Source organism: Moraxella catarrhalis, assembly GCF_001656295.1.
In the GTDB taxonomy this organism is placed as follows: Bacteria; Pseudomonadota; Gammaproteobacteria; order Pseudomonadales; family Moraxellaceae; genus Moraxella; species Moraxella veridica.
On the sequence record NZ_LXHE01000010.1, the window covers coordinates 41,919 to 59,092 of the forward strand.

Annotated in this window: 21 protein-coding genes; 7 read left to right on the forward strand and 14 right to left on the reverse strand. The window is 42.5% G+C overall.

The genetic code is table 11. The features are described from left to right. Window positions 1-7: 7 nt before the first annotated feature. The 11 genes from AO382_RS05035 to AO382_RS05085 all read right to left on the reverse strand — a co-directional run bounded on the left by AO382_RS05035 (window position 8) and on the right by AO382_RS05085 (window position 9,483). Window positions 8-727: a response regulator gene (locus tag AO382_RS05035; RefSeq protein ID WP_064611793.1), complete on the reverse strand. Its 720-nt coding sequence runs from the start codon at window positions 725-727 to the stop codon at window positions 8-10. 80 nt (window positions 728-807) lie between these two features. Beyond that, window positions 808-1,227, reverse strand: coding sequence for a F0F1 ATP synthase subunit epsilon (locus tag AO382_RS05040; protein ID WP_064611794.1), 420 nt, complete (start codon window positions 1,225-1,227; stop codon window positions 808-810). A gap of 75 nt (window positions 1,228-1,302) precedes the next feature. After that, entirely contained in the window at window positions 1,303-2,724 is a 1,422-nt protein-coding gene (atpD, locus tag AO382_RS05045) for a F0F1 ATP synthase subunit beta (protein WP_064611795.1), read from the reverse strand. 30 nt (window positions 2,725-2,754) lie between these two features. Continuing rightward, window positions 2,755-3,627: a F0F1 ATP synthase subunit gamma gene (gene atpG / locus AO382_RS05050; protein ID WP_064618690.1), complete on the reverse strand. Its 873-nt coding sequence runs from the start codon at window positions 3,625-3,627 to the stop codon at window positions 2,755-2,757. Window positions 3,628-3,711: 84 nt separating this feature from the next. Further along, window positions 3,712-5,256 carry a F0F1 ATP synthase subunit alpha gene (gene atpA / locus AO382_RS05055; protein WP_049236596.1) on the reverse strand — a complete coding sequence of 515 codons (1,545 nt, stop codon included), beginning with the start codon at window positions 5,254-5,256 and terminating at the stop codon, window positions 3,712-3,714. A gap of 34 nt (window positions 5,257-5,290) precedes the next feature. Next, window positions 5,291-5,839, reverse strand: coding sequence for a F0F1 ATP synthase subunit delta (locus AO382_RS05060; protein ID WP_064618692.1), 549 nt, complete (start codon window positions 5,837-5,839; stop codon window positions 5,291-5,293). Between the two features lie 12 nt (window positions 5,840-5,851). Further along, on the reverse strand, window positions 5,852-6,319 hold the full coding sequence (locus AO382_RS05065; RefSeq protein ID WP_064611799.1) for a F0F1 ATP synthase subunit B: 468 nt from the start codon (window positions 6,317-6,319) through the stop codon (window positions 5,852-5,854). Between the two features lie 87 nt (window positions 6,320-6,406). Next, complete coding sequence (atpE, locus tag AO382_RS05070) at window positions 6,407-6,652, reverse strand: F0F1 ATP synthase subunit C (RefSeq protein ID WP_003658962.1); 246 nt, start codon at window positions 6,650-6,652, stop codon at window positions 6,407-6,409. A gap of 48 nt (window positions 6,653-6,700) precedes the next feature. After that, the gene (gene atpB / locus AO382_RS05075) at window positions 6,701-7,570 is read right to left on the reverse strand and encodes a F0F1 ATP synthase subunit A (RefSeq protein WP_064605943.1); all 870 of its coding nucleotides are present in this window, start codon (window positions 7,568-7,570) and stop codon (window positions 6,701-6,703) included. 562 nt (window positions 7,571-8,132) lie between these two features. Further along, window positions 8,133-8,531, reverse strand: coding sequence for an ATP synthase subunit I (locus AO382_RS05080; protein ID WP_064618694.1), 399 nt, complete (start codon window positions 8,529-8,531; stop codon window positions 8,133-8,135). A gap of 61 nt (window positions 8,532-8,592) precedes the next feature. Continuing rightward, entirely contained in the window at window positions 8,593-9,483 is an 891-nt protein-coding gene (locus tag AO382_RS05085; RefSeq protein WP_064618696.1) for a metal ABC transporter substrate-binding protein, read from the reverse strand. 323 nt (window positions 9,484-9,806) lie between these two features. On the opposite strand from AO382_RS05085, the gene AO382_RS05090 reads away from it, so the two are divergent. From AO382_RS05090 to gluQRS, 6 genes are all read left to right on the forward strand, one after another. Continuing rightward, window positions 9,807-10,322, forward strand: a complete 516-nt coding sequence (locus AO382_RS05090) for a Fur family transcriptional regulator (RefSeq protein ID WP_064611803.1) — start codon at window positions 9,807-9,809, stop codon at window positions 10,320-10,322. Further along, window positions 10,300-11,076, forward strand: a complete 777-nt coding sequence (locus AO382_RS05095) for a metal ABC transporter ATP-binding protein (protein WP_064618698.1) — start codon at window positions 10,300-10,302, stop codon at window positions 11,074-11,076. The genes AO382_RS05090 and AO382_RS05095 overlap by 23 nt, the downstream gene beginning before the upstream one ends. Then, window positions 11,073-11,876, forward strand: coding sequence for a metal ABC transporter permease (locus tag AO382_RS05100; protein WP_064618700.1), 804 nt, complete (start codon window positions 11,073-11,075; stop codon window positions 11,874-11,876). The genes AO382_RS05095 and AO382_RS05100 overlap by 4 nt, the downstream gene beginning before the upstream one ends. Next, window positions 11,869-12,702, forward strand: coding sequence for a metallophosphoesterase (locus tag AO382_RS05105; RefSeq protein ID WP_064618702.1), 834 nt, complete (start codon window positions 11,869-11,871; stop codon window positions 12,700-12,702). The genes AO382_RS05100 and AO382_RS05105 overlap by 8 nt, the downstream gene beginning before the upstream one ends. 118 nt (window positions 12,703-12,820) lie before the next feature. After that, window positions 12,821-13,240 (forward strand): RNA polymerase-binding protein DksA, encoded by a 420-nt coding sequence (gene dksA / locus AO382_RS05110; RefSeq protein ID WP_003658944.1) that lies wholly within the window; start codon window positions 12,821-12,823, stop codon window positions 13,238-13,240. A gap of 4 nt (window positions 13,241-13,244) precedes the next feature. Next, window positions 13,245-14,162 (forward strand): tRNA glutamyl-Q(34) synthetase GluQRS, encoded by a 918-nt coding sequence (gene gluQRS, locus AO382_RS05115; protein ID WP_064618704.1) that lies wholly within the window; start codon window positions 13,245-13,247, stop codon window positions 14,160-14,162. 108 nt (window positions 14,163-14,270) lie between these two features. On the opposite strand, the gene AO382_RS05120 is transcribed toward gluQRS, so the two are convergent. Beyond that, window positions 14,271-14,816 carry a porin family protein gene (locus AO382_RS05120; RefSeq protein ID WP_064618706.1) on the reverse strand — a complete coding sequence of 182 codons (546 nt, stop codon included), beginning with the start codon at window positions 14,814-14,816 and terminating at the stop codon, window positions 14,271-14,273. A 553-nt stretch (window positions 14,817-15,369) separates the two neighbouring features. On the opposite strand from AO382_RS05120, the gene AO382_RS05125 reads away from it, so the two are divergent. Then, the gene (locus AO382_RS05125; RefSeq protein WP_064618712.1) at window positions 15,370-16,065 is read left to right on the forward strand and encodes a phosphoglycolate phosphatase; all 696 of its coding nucleotides are present in this window, start codon (window positions 15,370-15,372) and stop codon (window positions 16,063-16,065) included. Between the two features lie 110 nt (window positions 16,066-16,175). Here the strand turns inward: AO382_RS05125 and AO382_RS11040 are convergent, their stop codons facing one another. After that, window positions 16,176-16,370: a zinc ribbon domain-containing protein gene (locus AO382_RS11040; protein ID WP_081261310.1), complete on the reverse strand. Its 195-nt coding sequence runs from the start codon at window positions 16,368-16,370 to the stop codon at window positions 16,176-16,178. A 12-nt stretch (window positions 16,371-16,382) separates the two neighbouring features. Next, the coding region (locus AO382_RS05130; protein WP_081261348.1) for an RNA-guided endonuclease InsQ/TnpB family protein at window positions 16,383-17,174 on the reverse strand (792 nt) is incomplete at its 5' end.

Sequence of the window (17,174 nt, forward strand, 5' to 3'; positions counted from 1 at the left end):
CCATGAATTAATTGCCTTCTTTGACAAACAGATAGCCTTTACTGCGTACGGTTTTGATGCGTTTTGGGTTTTCTGGGTCATCGCCAATTTTGGGGCGAATGCGAGAAATTCTAACATCAATTGAGCGATCTTGACCATCGTATTCAATGCCACGCAGACGCTCAAAGATATCTTCACGCGATAAAATTCGACCCGCATTAGACGCCAACAACCATAAAAGATCATATTCAGCACTGGTAAAGTCAACCAAATCGTCATTAAGCGTAACCGAACGACCACCATTATCAATGACCAAATCGCCAAATTCTAAGCGTTGTGGAGAGGTATCAGATGGCACGGTATCAGAGCGACGCAATAAAGCACGAATGCGAGCTAATAGCACGCGGGGCTGAGCTGGTTTTGCGACATAATCATCCGCACCCATCTCTAGTCCTAATACTTGGTCCATGTCATCGGTTCGTGCAGTCAGCATCAAGATAGGCTGCTGGTAATGCGCACGCACTTCACGGCAGACTGTCAAACCATCACTTCCAGGCAGCATGACATCCAACACAACCAAATCAGGCTGTTCACTGATAATGCGACGAATAGCACGAGTACCATCAGTCTCAATGGCTACATCAAGCCCATTTTTTCGCAAATAATCTTGCGTAAGCATCGCTAATCTTTCATCGTCTTCGACGATTAAGATTCGGGGTATATCTTCTTTTTCAGGGGCAGCAGTCATAATTATCCTAAAGTGATGTCACCACCACAATAACCTAAACTGATTTTATTTTATCACAATTTAATCATATAAATCGCGCATTAAGCACGATTTTTATATTTTTGAATGGTTTGTAGCTGAGCTACCGATTCTGCCAATGCAGCCAATGCAGCATTTGTTTGCAGGGTATCTGTTTGATTAACCAGCATCTGCTCAGCAGCACGACGAGCCTCAGCGATTTTAGCTTCATCTAAATCATGCGCGCGTTCTGCAGAGTCAGCCAACACTGTTACAACATGAGGCTGCACTTCAAGCACGCCACCCGACACATAAATCACTTCTTCGCTTGATCCATCGGCAGATTTCATACGCATAGGACCTGGTTTTAGCAAAGTAATCAATGGTGTATGACCTGCCAAAATGCCAATCTCGCCAGAGTGACCATTTGCAATCAACATGCTAATGTCACCGACATATAACTCTTCTCTAGCACTCACAACTCGGCACTTAAAAGTTGCCATATCATTCTCCCAATAGATCAGCAGTCGTTAGATCATGCCACAGCCAGATCCCTATCTGACTGTGGCTGCAACAGTTTATGCTTTTAATTTTTCAGCTTTAGCAACAACTTCGTCAATACCGCCGACCATATAGAATGCTTGCTCTGGCAGATCATCGTACTCACCGTCAATGATCGCTTTAAAGCCAGCGATGGTATCACGCAATGCCACATATTTACCTGGCGCGCCAGTAAAGACTTCAGCAACGTGGAATGGCTGAGACAAGAAGCGCTGGATCTTACGAGCGCGATAAACCACAAGTTTATCTTCTTCTGATAGCTCGTCCATACCCAAAATTGCGATGATATCTTTTAGCTCTTTATAACGCTGTAGAACTTCCTGTACGCCACGAGCGACTGCATAATGCTCTTCGCCAATGACTTGTGGATCTAGCTGACGTGAAGTAGAATCAAGTGGGTCAACCGCAGGATAAATGCCTTGTGATGCAATATCACGGCTTAGTACAACCGTTGCATCTAAGTGAGCAAATGTCGTTGCTGGTGATGGGTCAGTCAAGTCATCCGCTGGTACATAAACTGCTTGAACAGAAGTGATCGAACCTGATTGAGTAGATGTAATACGCTCTTGTAACAAGCCCATTTCTTCTGCAAGGGTTGGCTGATAACCTACCGCAGATGGCATACGACCTAAAAGTGCTGATACTTCAGTACCTGCCAATGTGTAACGATAAATATTATCTACGAACAGCAGAACATCACGGCCTTTGCCCGTTGCTTCGTCTTTTTCATCACGGAAATATTCAGCCATTGTCAAACCAGTTAAGGCAACACGTAGACGGTTTCCTGGTGGCTCATTCATCTGACCATAAACCATGGCTACTTTAGACTTTGTAAAGTCATCAGTATTAACAACGCCCGCTTCTTGCATCTCGTGGTAGAAGTCATTACCTTCGCGAGTACGCTCACCCACACCAGCAAATACTGACAAGCCCGAGTGTTTAAGAGCGATGTTGTTGATTAGCTCCATCATGTTAACGGTCTTACCAACACCTGCACCGCCGAACAAACCAACTTTACCACCTTTAGCAAATGGGCAAAGCAAGTCAATCACCTTAATACCTGTTTCTAACAGTTCGGTTGAGTTTGATTGTTCATCATAGCTTGGTGCTTCACGGTGAATAGACCATTTTTCAGCAGCGTTTACTGGACCGGCTTCATCGATTGGGCGACCTAAGACATCCATAATACGACCCAGTGTTGCTTGACCTACTGGCACCGAAATTGGCGCACCTGAATTAGAAACCGACAAGCCGCGCTTCAAGCCTTCAGTTGAACCCATAGCAATGGTACGAACCACGCCATCACCTAACTGTTGCTGTACTTCAAGTGTAGTTTCTGTACCATCGACACTCAATGCGTCATAAATTTGTGGCACTTGACCACGGTCAAATTCAACGTCAATAACCGCACCAATAATCTGTACAATACGACCGCTCATTGCGTTCTCCTATTATCTAAAATTAGTCAATTAAGAAACAGCGGCAGCACCACCAACGATTTCTGAGATTTCTCGTGTAATCGCTGCCTGTCTGAGCTTATTATAAACCAATTGTAATTCTTTAATTAAGTTGCCAGCATTATCTGTTGCCGCCTTCATTGCTACCATACGAGCCGACTGTTCAGAGGCAACGTTTTCACGAACGGACTGGTAGACCACAGATTCAATATAGCGTAGGAGCAAGCTATCAATGAGCGTTTTAGTATCCGGCTCATAAATATAATCCCAACTGTGCGCTTGAAGCTCACTGTCATTAAACTCGCCCTCTGCCAATGGTACAATCTGTTCAACTACTGGTTTTTGCGCCATGGCATTGATAAACTGGTTATACACCAAGTAAATGCGATCTAATTTTCCATTCAAGTAGTCATCAAGCATGGCTTGAACTGGCGTGTTGATTTGCTCAAGCGCAGGGTTATCGCCATAGTCAGTGACAGCTGAGGTTACTCTACCACCAAAGTTCTTAAAAAAGCCTACGCCTTTTGCGCCTATCACTGCAAATTCAATTTCAACTGACTGCTCTTGATAGCTTTTGACTGTTTTTAACAAGTTTTTGAATAGGTTGATGTTCAAACCACCTGCCAGACCACGGTCAGAAGTTACAACCACAAAACCAACACGATTGACCGGACGGTTAACCATATAGGGATGCTTATAATCTGATTGCGCTTGCACTAAATGTGAAATGACACGGCGCATACCGTCCGAATACGGACGACCCGATTCCATTCGCTCTTGGGCACGGCGCATCTTACTGGCAGCCACCATTTGCATTGCACGCGTAATTTTTTGCGTACTTTTAATGCTGGTTACTTTAGCACGAATTTCTTTTAAGCTTGCCATAATTATTCCAATACTGGACTTATTATAAAAAGGGTTATGGTGCGTTAAAACAAACGCTTAACACACCATATTTCTTTGCTACAATCAGTAGCTTGCTGATGCTTTGAATGACTCAACCGCAGCTTTTAGACGACCTTCGATGTCATCGTTATAGTTAGCAGTTTCATCAATTTCATTCATCAATGCAGCGTGTTCTGTGCGAAGATAGCGCAAGAAAGCCTCTTCAAACGCACCAATCTTCTCTACAGGCACATCAGACAGATAGCCTTCGTTTGATGCATAAATAACTGCTGCTTGATCAGCAATAGACATCGGTGCATATTGCTTTTGCTTCATCAACTCAGTAACACGCACACCATGCTCTAGCTGCTGCTTGGTAGCATCATCTAGATCCGAGGCAAACTGAGCAAACGCAGCAAGTTCACGATATTGAGCAAGTGCTGTACGAATACCGCCTGATAGCTTTTTGATAATTTTGGTCTGAGCTGCACCACCAACACGAGATACCGAAATACCTGCGTTGACCGCTGGGCGAATACCTGAGTTAAACAAGTTTGACTCAAGGAAAATCTGACCATCAGTAATAGAAATAACGTTGGTTGGTACGAATGCTGATACGTCACCAGCTTGAGTTTCAATGATGGGCAATGCTGTCAAAGATCCAGTTTTACCTTTTACTTCACCATTAGTAAATGCTTCAACATAATCCGCATTAACTCGTGACGCACGCTCTAGAAGGCGTGAGTGTAGATAAAATACATCGCCTGGATAAGCTTCACGTCCAGGTGGACGGCGTAGTAGCAAGGAAATCTGACGATAAGCTACAGCTTGTTTTGATAGATCATCATAAACAATCAGTGCATCTTCACCACGATCACGGAAGTACTCACCCATCGTACAACCTGAGTAAGGTGCGATATACTGAAGCGCTGCTGGCTCAGATGCAGAAGCAACCACAACGGTTGTATAAGCCAATGCGCCTGTTTCTTCCAGCTTACGTACGACGTTAGCAATGGTAGAACGTTTTTGGCCAACCGCAACATACACACACTTAATGCCTGAGTTTTTCTGAGCGATGATCGCATCGATTGCCAAGGCGGTTTTACCAGTTTGACGGTCGCCAATGATCAGCTCACGCTGGCCACGACCAATAGGTATCATGGTATCTACCGCTTTATAGCCAGTCATAACAGGCTCATCAACAGATTGACGAGCGATAACACCTGGTGCAATTTTTTCGACTTTATCAGTCAATTTTGCATTAATTGGACCTTTGCCATCGATTGGGTTACCCAGCGCATCGACGACACGACCTAATAGTTCAGGACCGACTGGTACTTCCAAAATACGACCTGTGCAATATGCTTTTTGACCTTCTTGCAAGCTAAGATATTCACCCAGTACAACTGCACCGACTGAATCTTGTTCAAGGTTTAGTGCCATACCGTACACACCACCTTCAAACTCGATCATCTCGCCATACATAGCTTCTTCTAGGCCATGGATTTGCACAATACCATCAGAGACACTGACGATAACGCCTTCAGTTTTTGCAGTTGCGCTTACGTCAAGGTCTTGAATACGCTGCTTAATCAGATTGCTGATTTCGGCTGGATTCAATTGTTGCATTGCCTTGTTTCCTTTGATTTAGACAGCTCACTACTTACGCAGTTAGCTGAGTCTTTAATTGTTTTAACTTGCCACGCACTGAGCCATCAGTAAACTTGTCACCCACCTTGATCGTAGCCCCACCCAACAAGCTTGGGTCTACAGATTCATGCAAAATAACGATAGAACCTGTTGAGAGCGCTAATCGCTCTTGAAGCTTTTTACTTTGAGCTTCGGTTAGTGGAAAGGCTGAAGTTACGTAAGCATCAACCTGTTTAAGCTCTTGTGATTTTAGCTTGGTGTAATGAGCAGTGATCTCAGGCATCAGTGCCAATCTGTCATGCTCTGCCAACTGTTTTGTAAAGTTGGTTAACGCTTGAGATGCCTGCTCTGCTGTTAATTTGCCATAGGCATCCATCAGAATATCTGCTTTTTGTTGTGCAGAAATGGCTGGATTGTTAAGCAGTGAAGCAAAATCTTCATTGCGTACAACATCGCTTGCGATCGACAAAAAGGCTTCCCAATTGCTGATTGCATTATGCTCTTTAGCGTAATCAAATGCTGCTTTGGCATATGGTCTAGCTAAGGTAGTAAGTTCAGCCATGATATCCTCTAATTACAGCTTAGCCGCCAACTGTTCAAGCATGCTGGCGTGTTCTTGTTCATTGATTTTGTCTTGCAAAATCTTTTCAGCACCCAGTACAGCAAGACTGGCCACTTGTGAGCGTAGTTGTTCACGAGTCTGGGCAGCTTCTTGCTCTACAGCTGCATGAGCTGCGGCGATGATGCGCTCGCCTTCAAGACGGGCTTGTTCTTTGGCATCTTCAATCATTTGGTTGGCGGTTTTATTCGCACGCTCAATGATAGATGCAGCTTCGGTCTTAGCAGCTGCAAATTCCGCTTCTACTTGCTTTTCAGCAGAAACCAAATCCGCCTTTGCTTTTTCTGCGGCATTTAAGCCTTCTTCGATTTTACGTTGACGCTCATTAATCGCGCCGATCAGTGGTGGCCATACAAACTTCATGCAAAATAGCACAAAGATTGCAAAAGCAATCAGCTGACCGAAAATGGTTGAATTGATCATCCAATCACCTCGTTGTTAGTGAAAGTCAGGTGATGCCCACCTTTGTATCTAAGACCCAAAGGTGGTCGTTAAACTGACGGTTTCAGCTTATGCGAATGGGTTGGCGAACAATAAAAGCATTGCGATACCAACACCGATCATTGGTACGGCGTCAAGCAGACCTGCAACGATGAACATTTTGGTCTGTAGTTGTGAACCAAGCTCAGGTTGACGAGCAGTACTTTCTAGGAATTTACCGCCTAGGATAGCAAAACCGATACCTGTTGCTAGTGCGCCTGCACCGATTAGTAGAGCTACTGCAAGTAGTGTGTACTGTGCGATTACTGGATCCATGATGTCTCCTTATGACCTAAAATCAAGGGTTATTAAAAAAGGTTCAAATTAATGTTCGGATTCTGCTGAGATTAACGACAAGTATACAATCGTCAACATCATAAACACGAACGCCTGAAGAGTAATAACTAGAATATGGAAGATTGCCCAAGGCACGCTCAGCGCCCACTGAATCCAGAATGGCATCAGTGCAATCAAGATGAAAATAAGCTCACCTGCGTACATGTTACCAAATAGACGCAGTCCCAATGAGATTGGTTTTGCTAATAAGGTAACAATTTCAAGTACTAGGTTAATTGGGATTAAGATAGCTTGCAAAATTGGATTTTTTGCACTAAAAGGATGCAATGTAAATTCTGCAATAAAGCCACCAACGCCTTTATATTTCAAACCAAAACCAATGATTAGGAAAAATACGCCAATCGCCATACCCAAAGTAATATTTGGGTCTGTGGTTGGTACAATTTTGAAATATACATGATGTGGATCATGACCCATTAATGAACCTACCCATTGAGCCACGCTTGGTATCCAGTCAATAGGCACCAAATCCATTAAGTTCATCAAAAAAATCCACACAAAAATCGTCAATGACAGCGGTGCTATCAGCTTTGATGGACCATTGTAAGACTCACGAACACTGTTGTCTACGAAATCAACAATCATCTCAACAAAAGCTTGTAGCTTAGTTGGAACGCCTGAAGTCGCTTTACGACCAACCGCCCAAAAAAGCGCCAAAAAGAAAATACCCAAACCAATTGACCACAGCATGGAATCCACATGGATCGCCATAAATCCCATTTGCTGAGCTTCAGCGGCATCATGAGCCACTTTCCAGCCCAATTCAGGGTGGTGTCCAAATGTCCAATTGGTCAAATGGTGAGCAATATATTCTGTAGATGTCTGTTCGGCTGCCATAAATAAGCTTCTTATTTTAACTCAAAAAAGAAAAATTGGTGATAAACGCCAAATCAAAAAACGAAGTTACCATTTAACTCTTTTCAATCCATTGTCAGCAGTTTGGCTGATTAATATTTCATCAACCGTACTTCCCTTGTCCATTAATTCCGACAAAATCCATACTTTTGCATTGATTTAAAAAATCAATGAATTTCATAAATACTTATGAAATTCATAACAATAAATTGTACTTGTAACTAACAGAGTATCTTACTTTAGTGTTGGCAATATGTAAAGACCAAATCACCATTTTATTGCCGAAATTTTGCAAATTTATGGGAAAATTGCATAATTTTATGATTCTCTTGAGAGTAAACAATTTGTTATCAAACTATTTTCAAGAGTTTTATCAATGATAGCTAATATTACTAATATTTTAAAATAATCTAATGTTTCACAAAAGCTACCGATCAATTACTCGCTTTTCTATCTAAGATGCATGGTCTTTATGGGTTGATTGATTGATTGATTGATTGATAATTTTGATACAAATAATGCAAGTAGGGATTTGATAGGCAAATTATTTTATCTTAATCAATACCAAATTTTGGCTGATAATCAAGATAATATATCCTATGATGACCGAAACTGTACTGATTGGTTGAATCTTTAAGAACACAAAAGCAAATAAAGCCAAGGTCGTCGCCCATTTGATCACAAGACCCAAATAAGTATTAAGCATGATTTGACGAGCGTACTTAGCGCCCACAGTGTGGTAAGCGATGTGAGTAAAAATCAGCTGCCCAATAAAGGCAATCAAAGCGCCGATCGACAGACCTTTGGCGATCAGTCTATCAGCATCTGCCATCACATAGCTTAGCACCAAGCCAAAGATCATGACGCCCAAAACTGCCCAAATTTGGCGCATTTGGGCTTTATAGATGGCAGATTTTTTATTACGTTGGGCAGGACGGCTCATAATCTTAAAGATGTTGGTTGAAAGGCTTGATTATAAAGAGCCGCCTTCTGCTAAGCAAGAATTATTTAATACCAGCACATTTTTGGAGCGCATCCACCTGCGCTAGCCACGCACTGACAAAATCCTCGCCCATTCCACTCATGTCTTCTTGAATAACAGCCACGCTCACATTACCAAGCTTATTTTTAATGCCATCTGAGACTATCCCTTGAGACGCAAGGCACATGGACGGCTGTGGTCTTGTTTGATTAAGCAGCTTAAATTGGCTGGCTTTTGGGTTTAAGTGATGATCGGGCGTCAAAGCCCCTGCAAATTTCAGCCCTGCCGCTTGTTCGATATACTGAAAAGCATCATGATACGCCCAATACGGTGTCATGCCATTGACCTGTACGCTTTGAACGGCTTTATCCATACGCTGCTCAAAATCTGCGGCATTTTGGGCATATTTGGCTTTATATTCTGGGTTGGCATGACTGTGCACCACAGATAACGCACGCACGATGGCTTTGGCATTTTCTGGATCAAGCCAAATATGTGCATCTTCTGAATCTGGTTTTTGGCTACCATCAATATGCCTTAAAGGCAGACGGTTAAAGGCGTTAAATTTTAGCAATGAAATTGCATTCGGTGCATCTGCCAATGTTTTGACCAAATTTTGTTCAAGTGATTCACCAAACCAAATGACATAATCACTGTCTTCAACCAATTTGACTTTGCTTGGTGATAGTGAGCCATGATGCCCAACATCGCCAGCAGTAAGCAGCACTTTGGCATCATGCTGACCTTGGGTAACTTCATGGCTTAAAAGTGCAAGCGGATAATTACTGACGCTGACCATACCAGCCATCGCAGATACTGAAAAAATCGTGGTGATGGGTAATATAATCACAGATTTTAAAGATTGATACAAAACAGAGATTTTAAAAAGCGTTCGTGATGCAAATGTTGTCATTGATAAGTACCCCAAATTCTAAAAATGATTCAATTATAGCACAGCTGACATCAAAATGTTATTTTATAACATGAAATCTGCCATCTAAAGCATTGGATAATATCTTGGTTTTGTTTACCGCATAACTTAAAATGATGGTCTTGAAATGATGGTCTTGATTGATAATTACTGCTATAATATAACTGATAAAGTTAAAGTCAATCAACGGTCAAATTTATCAATTTATGGACTAAATCAATCTTTTGCGGTGGTTGGCTTAGTGGATACCCATAACGGTTATCACTGATCATTATTGATTTATTGCCCAATTTTAAAAGGTTGTTATGCATTTAGCTCATCATCATTGCCATAGCCATCATCATGATGAACATCATCAAACCCCCAAGCAGCGCTTGGCTGATGCTAAAGCTTACTGCGCCAAACGAGGTGCTAGATTTACACCTCTGCGTGAAGAGGTCTTTCAGCTGATTTTGCAGGCAGACAAACCGATGGGGGCGTACGACTTGATCAGTGCACTTCAGCAAAGCCGCTTGTCTGATGCAAATGCAAAAAAAACCAATATTGCACCGCCGACCGTGTATCGCTCATTGGAGTTTTTGATTGAAGAAGGGCTGATTCATCAGTTAAGCTCCATGAATGCTTATGTCCCTTGTTGCCACCCCAGAGATCAGCACGCCGCAGCATTTTTAATCTGCCGATGCTGTCAAAAAGTGGAAGAATGTAGCAACCTTCCTGTCGATAGTATGATGAATTTTGCTGCCAAAGATGCAAACTTTTTGGTTGAGCGTAGCACCATAGAACTCAAAGGCGTGTGTCGTGACTGCCACCAAAAGCCATAATACGCCAATCATCCTACAATTAAACCAAGTCAGCTATCGTGTGAGCGATGGCGATTTGGTGAGTGGTGTCAGCATGAATATTCATGCAGGTGAGATGATTAGCTTAATCGGTCCAAATGGTGCAGGCAAGTCCACCTTAGTTAAGCTTATCTTGGGCTTATTAACCCCAACTCACGGTAAAATTACCAAAAAAGTGCGTCATATCAGCTATGTGCCGCAGCGCTTTAATGTACCAACCATTCTTCCCTTACGCGTCATCGATTTGCTCAGACAAGCCAATCCAAAGCGATTAACTCAAGCTCAAAAAGATGACATTTTTGACAAGCTGTCCATTACATCTTTATTACCCAAACAGATGCATCATTTATCAGGTGGCGAGACACAGCGTGTGCTACTTGCGCGTGCCTTATTAGATAAGCCTGAACTATTAATCCTTGATGAACCCATGCAAGGGCTAGATCCAGAAAGCGAAAGCTGGTTGTATCAGTTTTTAGATCAGCTGCCTGAGTTTTTACAATGTGCGATGCTTGTGGTATCACACGATTTGCATTGGGTCATGAAAGGCTCTCGCCGTGTCATCTGCTTAAATAAGCACATCTGCTGTCAAGGCGTGCCAAGTCAAATTGCGATCGCACCTGAATTTGTGCAACTGTTTGGCTACCAAGCACCTTATATCCATCAACATACCCACTGCGATCATCATTTGGATCATGAGCATCTTGAGAGCGGTCATAGACATCGAGACACCGCATGAGTGAATGGCTACCAATTATCGCACCTGCTTGGATTGCTGGTGTCTTGATTGCATTATTATCCGCACCGTTAGGCTGCCTAGTCTTGTGGCGGCGTATGGCTTTTTTTTCGGATACTCTGGCACATGGCGCATTGCTTGGTATCGCACTTGCCGTATGGCTAAACCTGCCTGCTGATTTGGGCATTGGTATGATTAGCATTGCTGTCATCATTGCTTTAACCTTACTCAAAGATAAAAGACTTCCTAATGATGCCACCTTGGCAGTATTGGCGTCCACGCTACTTTGCTTGGGGCTACTGACACTCACTCAGCTCACTCAGCAACAAGCAAATGTGCTTGGGTTTTTGTTTGGTAGCTTGCTTGATATGGATTGGTCGGATTTACCAAGACTTGGCATGCTGATTGCAATGGGCTTGGTCATTTTAAAACTCATTTGGCAATCTCAGGTTAAGCTGGCAACCTCTGAAGCACTTGCCCAAATTCAGGGCATTAACCCATTACATCAGCATCTATTTTTTATGGGGCTTTTGGCGGGATTTTGTGCTGTGGCACTTCAGGCGGTTGGCAGTCTGTTAATCAGCGGACTTCTCATATTACCTGCCTTGATTGCCCGTTTGTTTGCACAATCACCAACGATGATGGTATTTTTATCCATCGTATTTGCCCAAATTGCTGTTACTGCAGGGGTTTGGGGGAGTGTGTGGCTTGACATTCAAACAGGCTTATCCATCGTACTCATGCTTGCCATTGGGTTTTTTATTACCTTTGCCTGCAAAAAAATCCTAAGCAAATATGCCTAACATTACCAATAACCGTACCTTTAATATCGTTCAATTATCCGATCTACACCTGACGGGGGACATTGGTCAAGCCCCCAGTTATCAGCGGTTTTTGGCAGTTTTTCAGACAGCAACGCATCTAAACCCAGATTTATGGCTTTTGACAGGTGATTTGGTGAATGATGGTAATAGCGATGCTTATGATTGGTTATTTAATCAACTGAAAGTAACCAAAACGCCCTATTTGGCTGTCGCTGGCAATCATGATGTGACACACGAAATTGGCATTCATTTGGCACACCAAGAGCGGATACATGTGCCGATTTTGCCCGATCAACGCCTAAAAAATTGCTTTCGGTATACTTTTCAAGCAGGGCATGATTGGCAAATTTTATTACTAAATTCTAGTGTATCAGGTGAAATATTTGGGTTATTAACTCATGAAACACTACTTTGGCTTGATCAAACTTTAACCACTCACTCTGAACACACCATCATCGCCCTACACCATCACCCCACAAAGGTCGGTTCAGATTGGATAGATGCTCATCTACTCAAAAATCATCAAGATTTTTGGCATGTGATTAAAAAACACGCTCATGTTCACACGATTTTGTGCGGACATGTGCATCAAGTACATACGCTGCATCCGCTACCAGCACATCAGGTTCAGCTGCTAAGCTGTCCTTCCACAGACCGTCAATTCATGCCTTTTGTGGATAATTTTCAAATTGCTGACACGCCTGCTGGCTGCCGTATGATACAGATTGACAACAAAGGCATCGTATCAAGTTACATACAAATTGTGCAAAATACGCATTCATTTTGTCTTAATAATGCAAATTAATATTAGCTATTTTAATCATCTTTTGATATAGTAATTGCAATTTTTTTGCCGTAAGGCAGTTTAATAGCCTGCAAGCTTTGTTTTATCATGAATACTTGCACCCATAAGGATAAACGGGATGATGAACGCAGCCACCTTTACCCCTTATCAGCCCACTGAAGGCGAAGACTATATGTCTGATGCACAGTTAGCACATTTTCGCACCATCTTAAAAAACTGGCGTGAAGAATTAATAACAGAAGCTGAACGCACAAAGACCTATATTCACGAAGAAACCAACACCATGCCAGATATTAACGACCGAGCGACTCAAGAAGAGGAGTTTGCTTTGGCACTGCGTACCCGTGACCGTGAGCGTAAGCTTATCCGCAAAATTGACAAATCTTTGGCTGACATCGAAACCTTAGATTATGGCTATTGTGAGACATGTGGTACAGAAATTGGTCTGCGTCGCCTAGAAGCACGCCCAACGGCAACACAATGCATCGACTGTAAGACACTGTCTGAAATTAAAGAAAGACAAAATCACGGTCAATAGCCCATTGATACCAAAACCAATTGGACGATTTGCCCCCTCACCGACACACCATCTGCATTTAGGCTCGCTAACCACGGCGGTAGCGAGCTTTTGTCATATCAAATCATTGGGCGGTGAGTGGCTGTTACGCATCGAAGATGTGGATTTTGAACGCTGTCGACTTGAGTACACAGACAGCATTTTACATGATTTGGATAGGCTTGGGCTACATTGGGACAAAGAAGTTACCTACCAATCTAAACGCACAGACATTTATAATGATTTTTTATCCGATAAACTGTCTGACATCACCTATGCCTGCCAATGTTCAAGAAAACAGCTCGACGCCCACCGAAATCACATCGCCGAACCCCACGCACTCAATCAGCCCATCCTATATCCACGCTTTTGCCTGCATAAAAATTTGGATAAATCTCATCCTAAAAGTAAACTTCGCTTACAGCTGCCTAATGTTGAGACAGCTTTTGTCGATGGACTACAAGGCGTGATTTGGGATAATCCAGCTTTGAGCCTGGGTGATGTTGTGGTCAAACGCCAAAATCAAATGATTAATTATATTTTAGCTTGCGCGATTGATGACGGCTTACAAAACATCACGCACATCATGCGCGGACTGGATATCACGCCCATGACAGTGGCTCAAATTGATATTCTGCACAAATGCCGCCTACCAATACCGAGCTATTTTTATCATTTGCCTTTATTGATGAATTCAGATGGTCAAAAACTGTCCAAACAAAATCTTGCGACGCCAATAGACACAAAACAGCCCAGCGAAACACTGATATATGCACTAAAGCTCTTAGGTCAGCGCACCACTGAAGATATGCGTGCCGCCAAACCTCATGAAATTCTTAATCATGCCGTTGAGCATTGGGATAACACCCCTTTAAAGCAGCGTCATACTTTGGCGGTCATCTGACTAAGCCTCAGTTTGGCATGTTTATCACTAATAATTTTTATTACTAGTAAATAGCCACAAAAAAAAGATCCTCATTCAAGGATCTTTTTTTAGTTTTTCAGTTGGCAATTAGAAAGCCAAATGAGCACCTAGACCAATCATATCAGCATCTTTTGACAAGTAGTTGTAGCTTGCTTCGATACCAAAGTTAGCTGCTGGTTTAAAGCCAACACCCACACCACCTGCTAGGCTTGTCTTATCACTGTTATCAGTGTAAGGGATAGCATCGCGGCTGGTCACATCGACTTCAGTCTTAGCAATACCCAGTTTGCCTTTGGCATAAAATGGGGTGTTAACAAAGTTATAGCGATATGTACCATAAGCGCCATAAGACTTCACATCACCTTCTACTGGACGAGCACCAACATTAAAGTCTTTTGTGTCAGAACCGACATACTCGATTTCAGCACCGAAGTTTTGGTCGAAGTTATAACCTGCATACACGCCATAAGCAGTGTTTTTGCCGTCAATTTGATCAGCATCAATTTGACCGATCTTCACACCCACATAAGGCTGTGCTTCTGCTGACGTGCCGTAGCTGATTGCTGCATTCGCGCTGACAGCCAATAGTGACGAGACAGAAAGAGCAAGTAAAGTTTTTGATAGGGTTTTCATCGTTTTTCTCCTTGGTAATTAATCAAGTTTTAGACTTTAGAAGATGGTTTTTTCCGCTGTCTAAGAAGATGGTTCTTCCGCTGTCTAAGAAGATGGTTCTATAGTAACAAAATATTTCATTTTGACTGTGCGTGTTTTATAGGCGCTGTGTAAAGTTTTGCAAAAAATTCCCTGTTTTGGCAAAATTCAGCCAAATATTGCAATGAAATGTTGCCATGATTGCTCACGTGGACGAATTTTTACAGGCATTTGACAAATATGATGAAATCTTTGCGCCGCTGACCATGCCATAATGACAACAATTTGTCAGCTTTAGCCTAAAGTCGCCATGATCCGTGCATAAAGATCCAAAAAGCAACTTTATTTTTGATCATTATAAAACTTTAAATCAAGAATCGTCATTTATATCAATCAAAAACAACTGATTTGACCAGGATTGACGCCAATTATTGCTATGGATATCAAAATTCCCCAAAGTTTATGAGCTGTGTTACAATTCATTGATGATGCTTTGATTGCTCCGCACTATTGATTAGCCCCGATGAGACATATTATGCCAAATTCTGCACCACACACTAAAAGCCTGGTTATATTTGATTTGGACGGTACACTGATCGACAGCGCCCCTGACTTGGCGGCGGCTGTCAATCGTATGTATGCTCAGCTTGAGTTGCCCATCATGCCAATCGACACCATCAAAAGCTGGGTCGGTAATGGATCGCTTAAGCTTGTTGAGCGTGCGCTGGCTGCACATAAGATTGATGATGCTAAGGCGCTATATTTGGCGCATGACATATTTTTGGCGGAATATGCTCGCCAAACGATTGATAAAACCAAAAGCTATATAGGGGTTACCCAAGGGCTTGAGCGCTTAAAGCAGGCAGGGTTTGTGCTTGCCATCTGCACCAATAAGCCATCTCGCTACCTGCCTGAGATTTTGGCGCACTTTGGATGGGTAGATGTGTTTGAGTTGGTCATCGGTGGTGATGCGCTGAGTGTCAAAAAACCCGATCCTACCCCTTTGCTGCACATCTGTGAGACGCTAGGCATCACGCCGGCGGCAGCGATCATGGTCGGTGACTCAAAAAACGATATTTTGGCAGGTCGAGCCGCCGATATGACCACGCTTGCGCTGCGTTATGGTTATAATTATGGCGAACCCATTGATCTTATGAACCCTGATGCGGCTTTTGATGATTTTGGTACTTTGACAGATTATATTTTGACATACTCCCACCACCAAACCTAGCGGTTATAGCGGGGGGGAATCTTTGCGACCCATAACAACCTAAGCTTAGATTGAGTTGCTATCTTTCGCCAGTACACTTACGCTGATAAGTATTATACTGAGGGAACTCTTTATACAACACTAAGTCCTAGTGCATCAGCTAACGCTTGCTTGCGTATATTGTTTGCGGCATTGGTATCACGGTTATGCTGTGTTTGACAGCTAGGACACGTCCAATGCCTGACTGACAACGGCAGACTGTCTAATTTGTGATGACAATGCGAGCAAATTTTAGAACTGGCAAAGAACCGATTTACTTTTAGAATGTTTTTGCCATACTAATTTGCCTTGTAAGTAAGCAAGGTAACAAATTGCCCTAAGCCCACATCATGAATCGCTTTGGCAAGTTTTCGGTTTTTTACCATGTTTTTGACACCCAAATCTTCAAGTGCATAGCTTGTTGCTTGGTTTTCACAGATGAGGCTATGCGTGATTTTGTGGTGTATGTCTAAACGCTGGTTGCGTACTTTTTCATGAATACGAGCGGCGGCTAACTTTTGCTTTTGATGGTTTTTACTTTGTTTTTGTTTGCGAGCAAAGATTTTTTGTTGTATCGCAAGTCTTTGACTGGCTTTGGCTAAATGTTTTGGGTTATCAAATTTGCTGCCGTCTGATAAGTTAAGTAAGTGGCTGATGCCTAAGTCAATACCAACAGTTAGGCTAGGCTCTATTGTGGTGGGTGTTGGTACAACTTCATTGTTTTCTACTAAAATACTTGCATGGTATTTGCCTGTGGCTGTCTTAGTGATGGTAACTGTTTTGATATTGCCAACAAATTCACGGCTAAATACGGTTTTGATGCCTTTGGTTTTGGGTAGGTTGATGATGCCTTGTTTAAAATTTATGGTGCAATGTTGGGGACATTGATAACTTCGCTGTGGGATTTTTTTAGATTTAAAGCGTGGAAACTTGGTACGACTTTTGAAGAAATTGGTAAAGGCGGTATAGACATTTAGCAAGGCATTTAGTAACGATTGGCTATTAACTTCGTTTAGCCATGCAAACTTGCCTGTTTTCTTTTTCTTGACGAGCTGACTTTGGATTTGGGTACGAGATAACGACTTGCCAAA

Coding starts and splice junctions, on each gene's coding strand:
- AO382_RS05035 (WP_064611793.1), bottom strand. CDS start 727: ATGACTGCTGCCCCTGAAAAAGAAGATATACCCCGAATCTTAATCGTC.
- AO382_RS05040 (WP_064611794.1), bottom strand. CDS start 1,227: ATGGCAACTTTTAAGTGCCGAGTTGTGAGTGCTAGAGAAGAGTTATAT.
- atpD (WP_064611795.1), bottom strand. CDS start 2,724: ATGAGCGGTCGTATTGTACAGATTATTGGTGCGGTTATTGACGTTGAA.
- atpG (WP_064618690.1), bottom strand. CDS start 3,627: ATGGCAAGCTTAAAAGAAATTCGTGCTAAAGTAACCAGCATTAAAAGT.
- atpA (WP_049236596.1), bottom strand. CDS start 5,256: ATGCAACAATTGAATCCAGCCGAAATCAGCAATCTGATTAAGCAGCGT.
- AO382_RS05060 (WP_064618692.1), bottom strand. CDS start 5,839: ATGGCTGAACTTACTACCTTAGCTAGACCATATGCCAAAGCAGCATTT.
- AO382_RS05065 (WP_064611799.1), bottom strand. CDS start 6,319: ATGATCAATTCAACCATTTTCGGTCAGCTGATTGCTTTTGCAATCTTT.
- atpE (WP_003658962.1), bottom strand. CDS start 6,652: ATGGATCCAGTAATCGCACAGTACACACTACTTGCAGTAGCTCTACTA.
- atpB (WP_064605943.1), bottom strand. CDS start 7,570: ATGGCAGCCGAACAGACATCTACAGAATATATTGCTCACCATTTGACC.
- AO382_RS05080 (WP_064618694.1), bottom strand. CDS start 8,531: ATGAGCCGTCCTGCCCAACGTAATAAAAAATCTGCCATCTATAAAGCC.
- AO382_RS05085 (WP_064618696.1), bottom strand. CDS start 9,483: ATGACAACATTTGCATCACGAACGCTTTTTAAAATCTCTGTTTTGTAT.
- AO382_RS05090 (WP_064611803.1), top strand. CDS start 9,807: ATGCATTTAGCTCATCATCATTGCCATAGCCATCATCATGATGAACAT.
- AO382_RS05100 (WP_064618700.1), top strand. CDS start 11,073: ATGAGTGAATGGCTACCAATTATCGCACCTGCTTGGATTGCTGGTGTC.
- AO382_RS05105 (WP_064618702.1), top strand. CDS start 11,869: ATGCCTAACATTACCAATAACCGTACCTTTAATATCGTTCAATTATCC.
- dksA (WP_003658944.1), top strand. CDS start 12,821: ATGATGAACGCAGCCACCTTTACCCCTTATCAGCCCACTGAAGGCGAA.
- AO382_RS05120 (WP_064618706.1), bottom strand. CDS start 14,816: ATGAAAACCCTATCAAAAACTTTACTTGCTCTTTCTGTCTCGTCACTA.
- AO382_RS05125 (WP_064618712.1), top strand. CDS start 15,370: ATGCCAAATTCTGCACCACACACTAAAAGCCTGGTTATATTTGATTTG.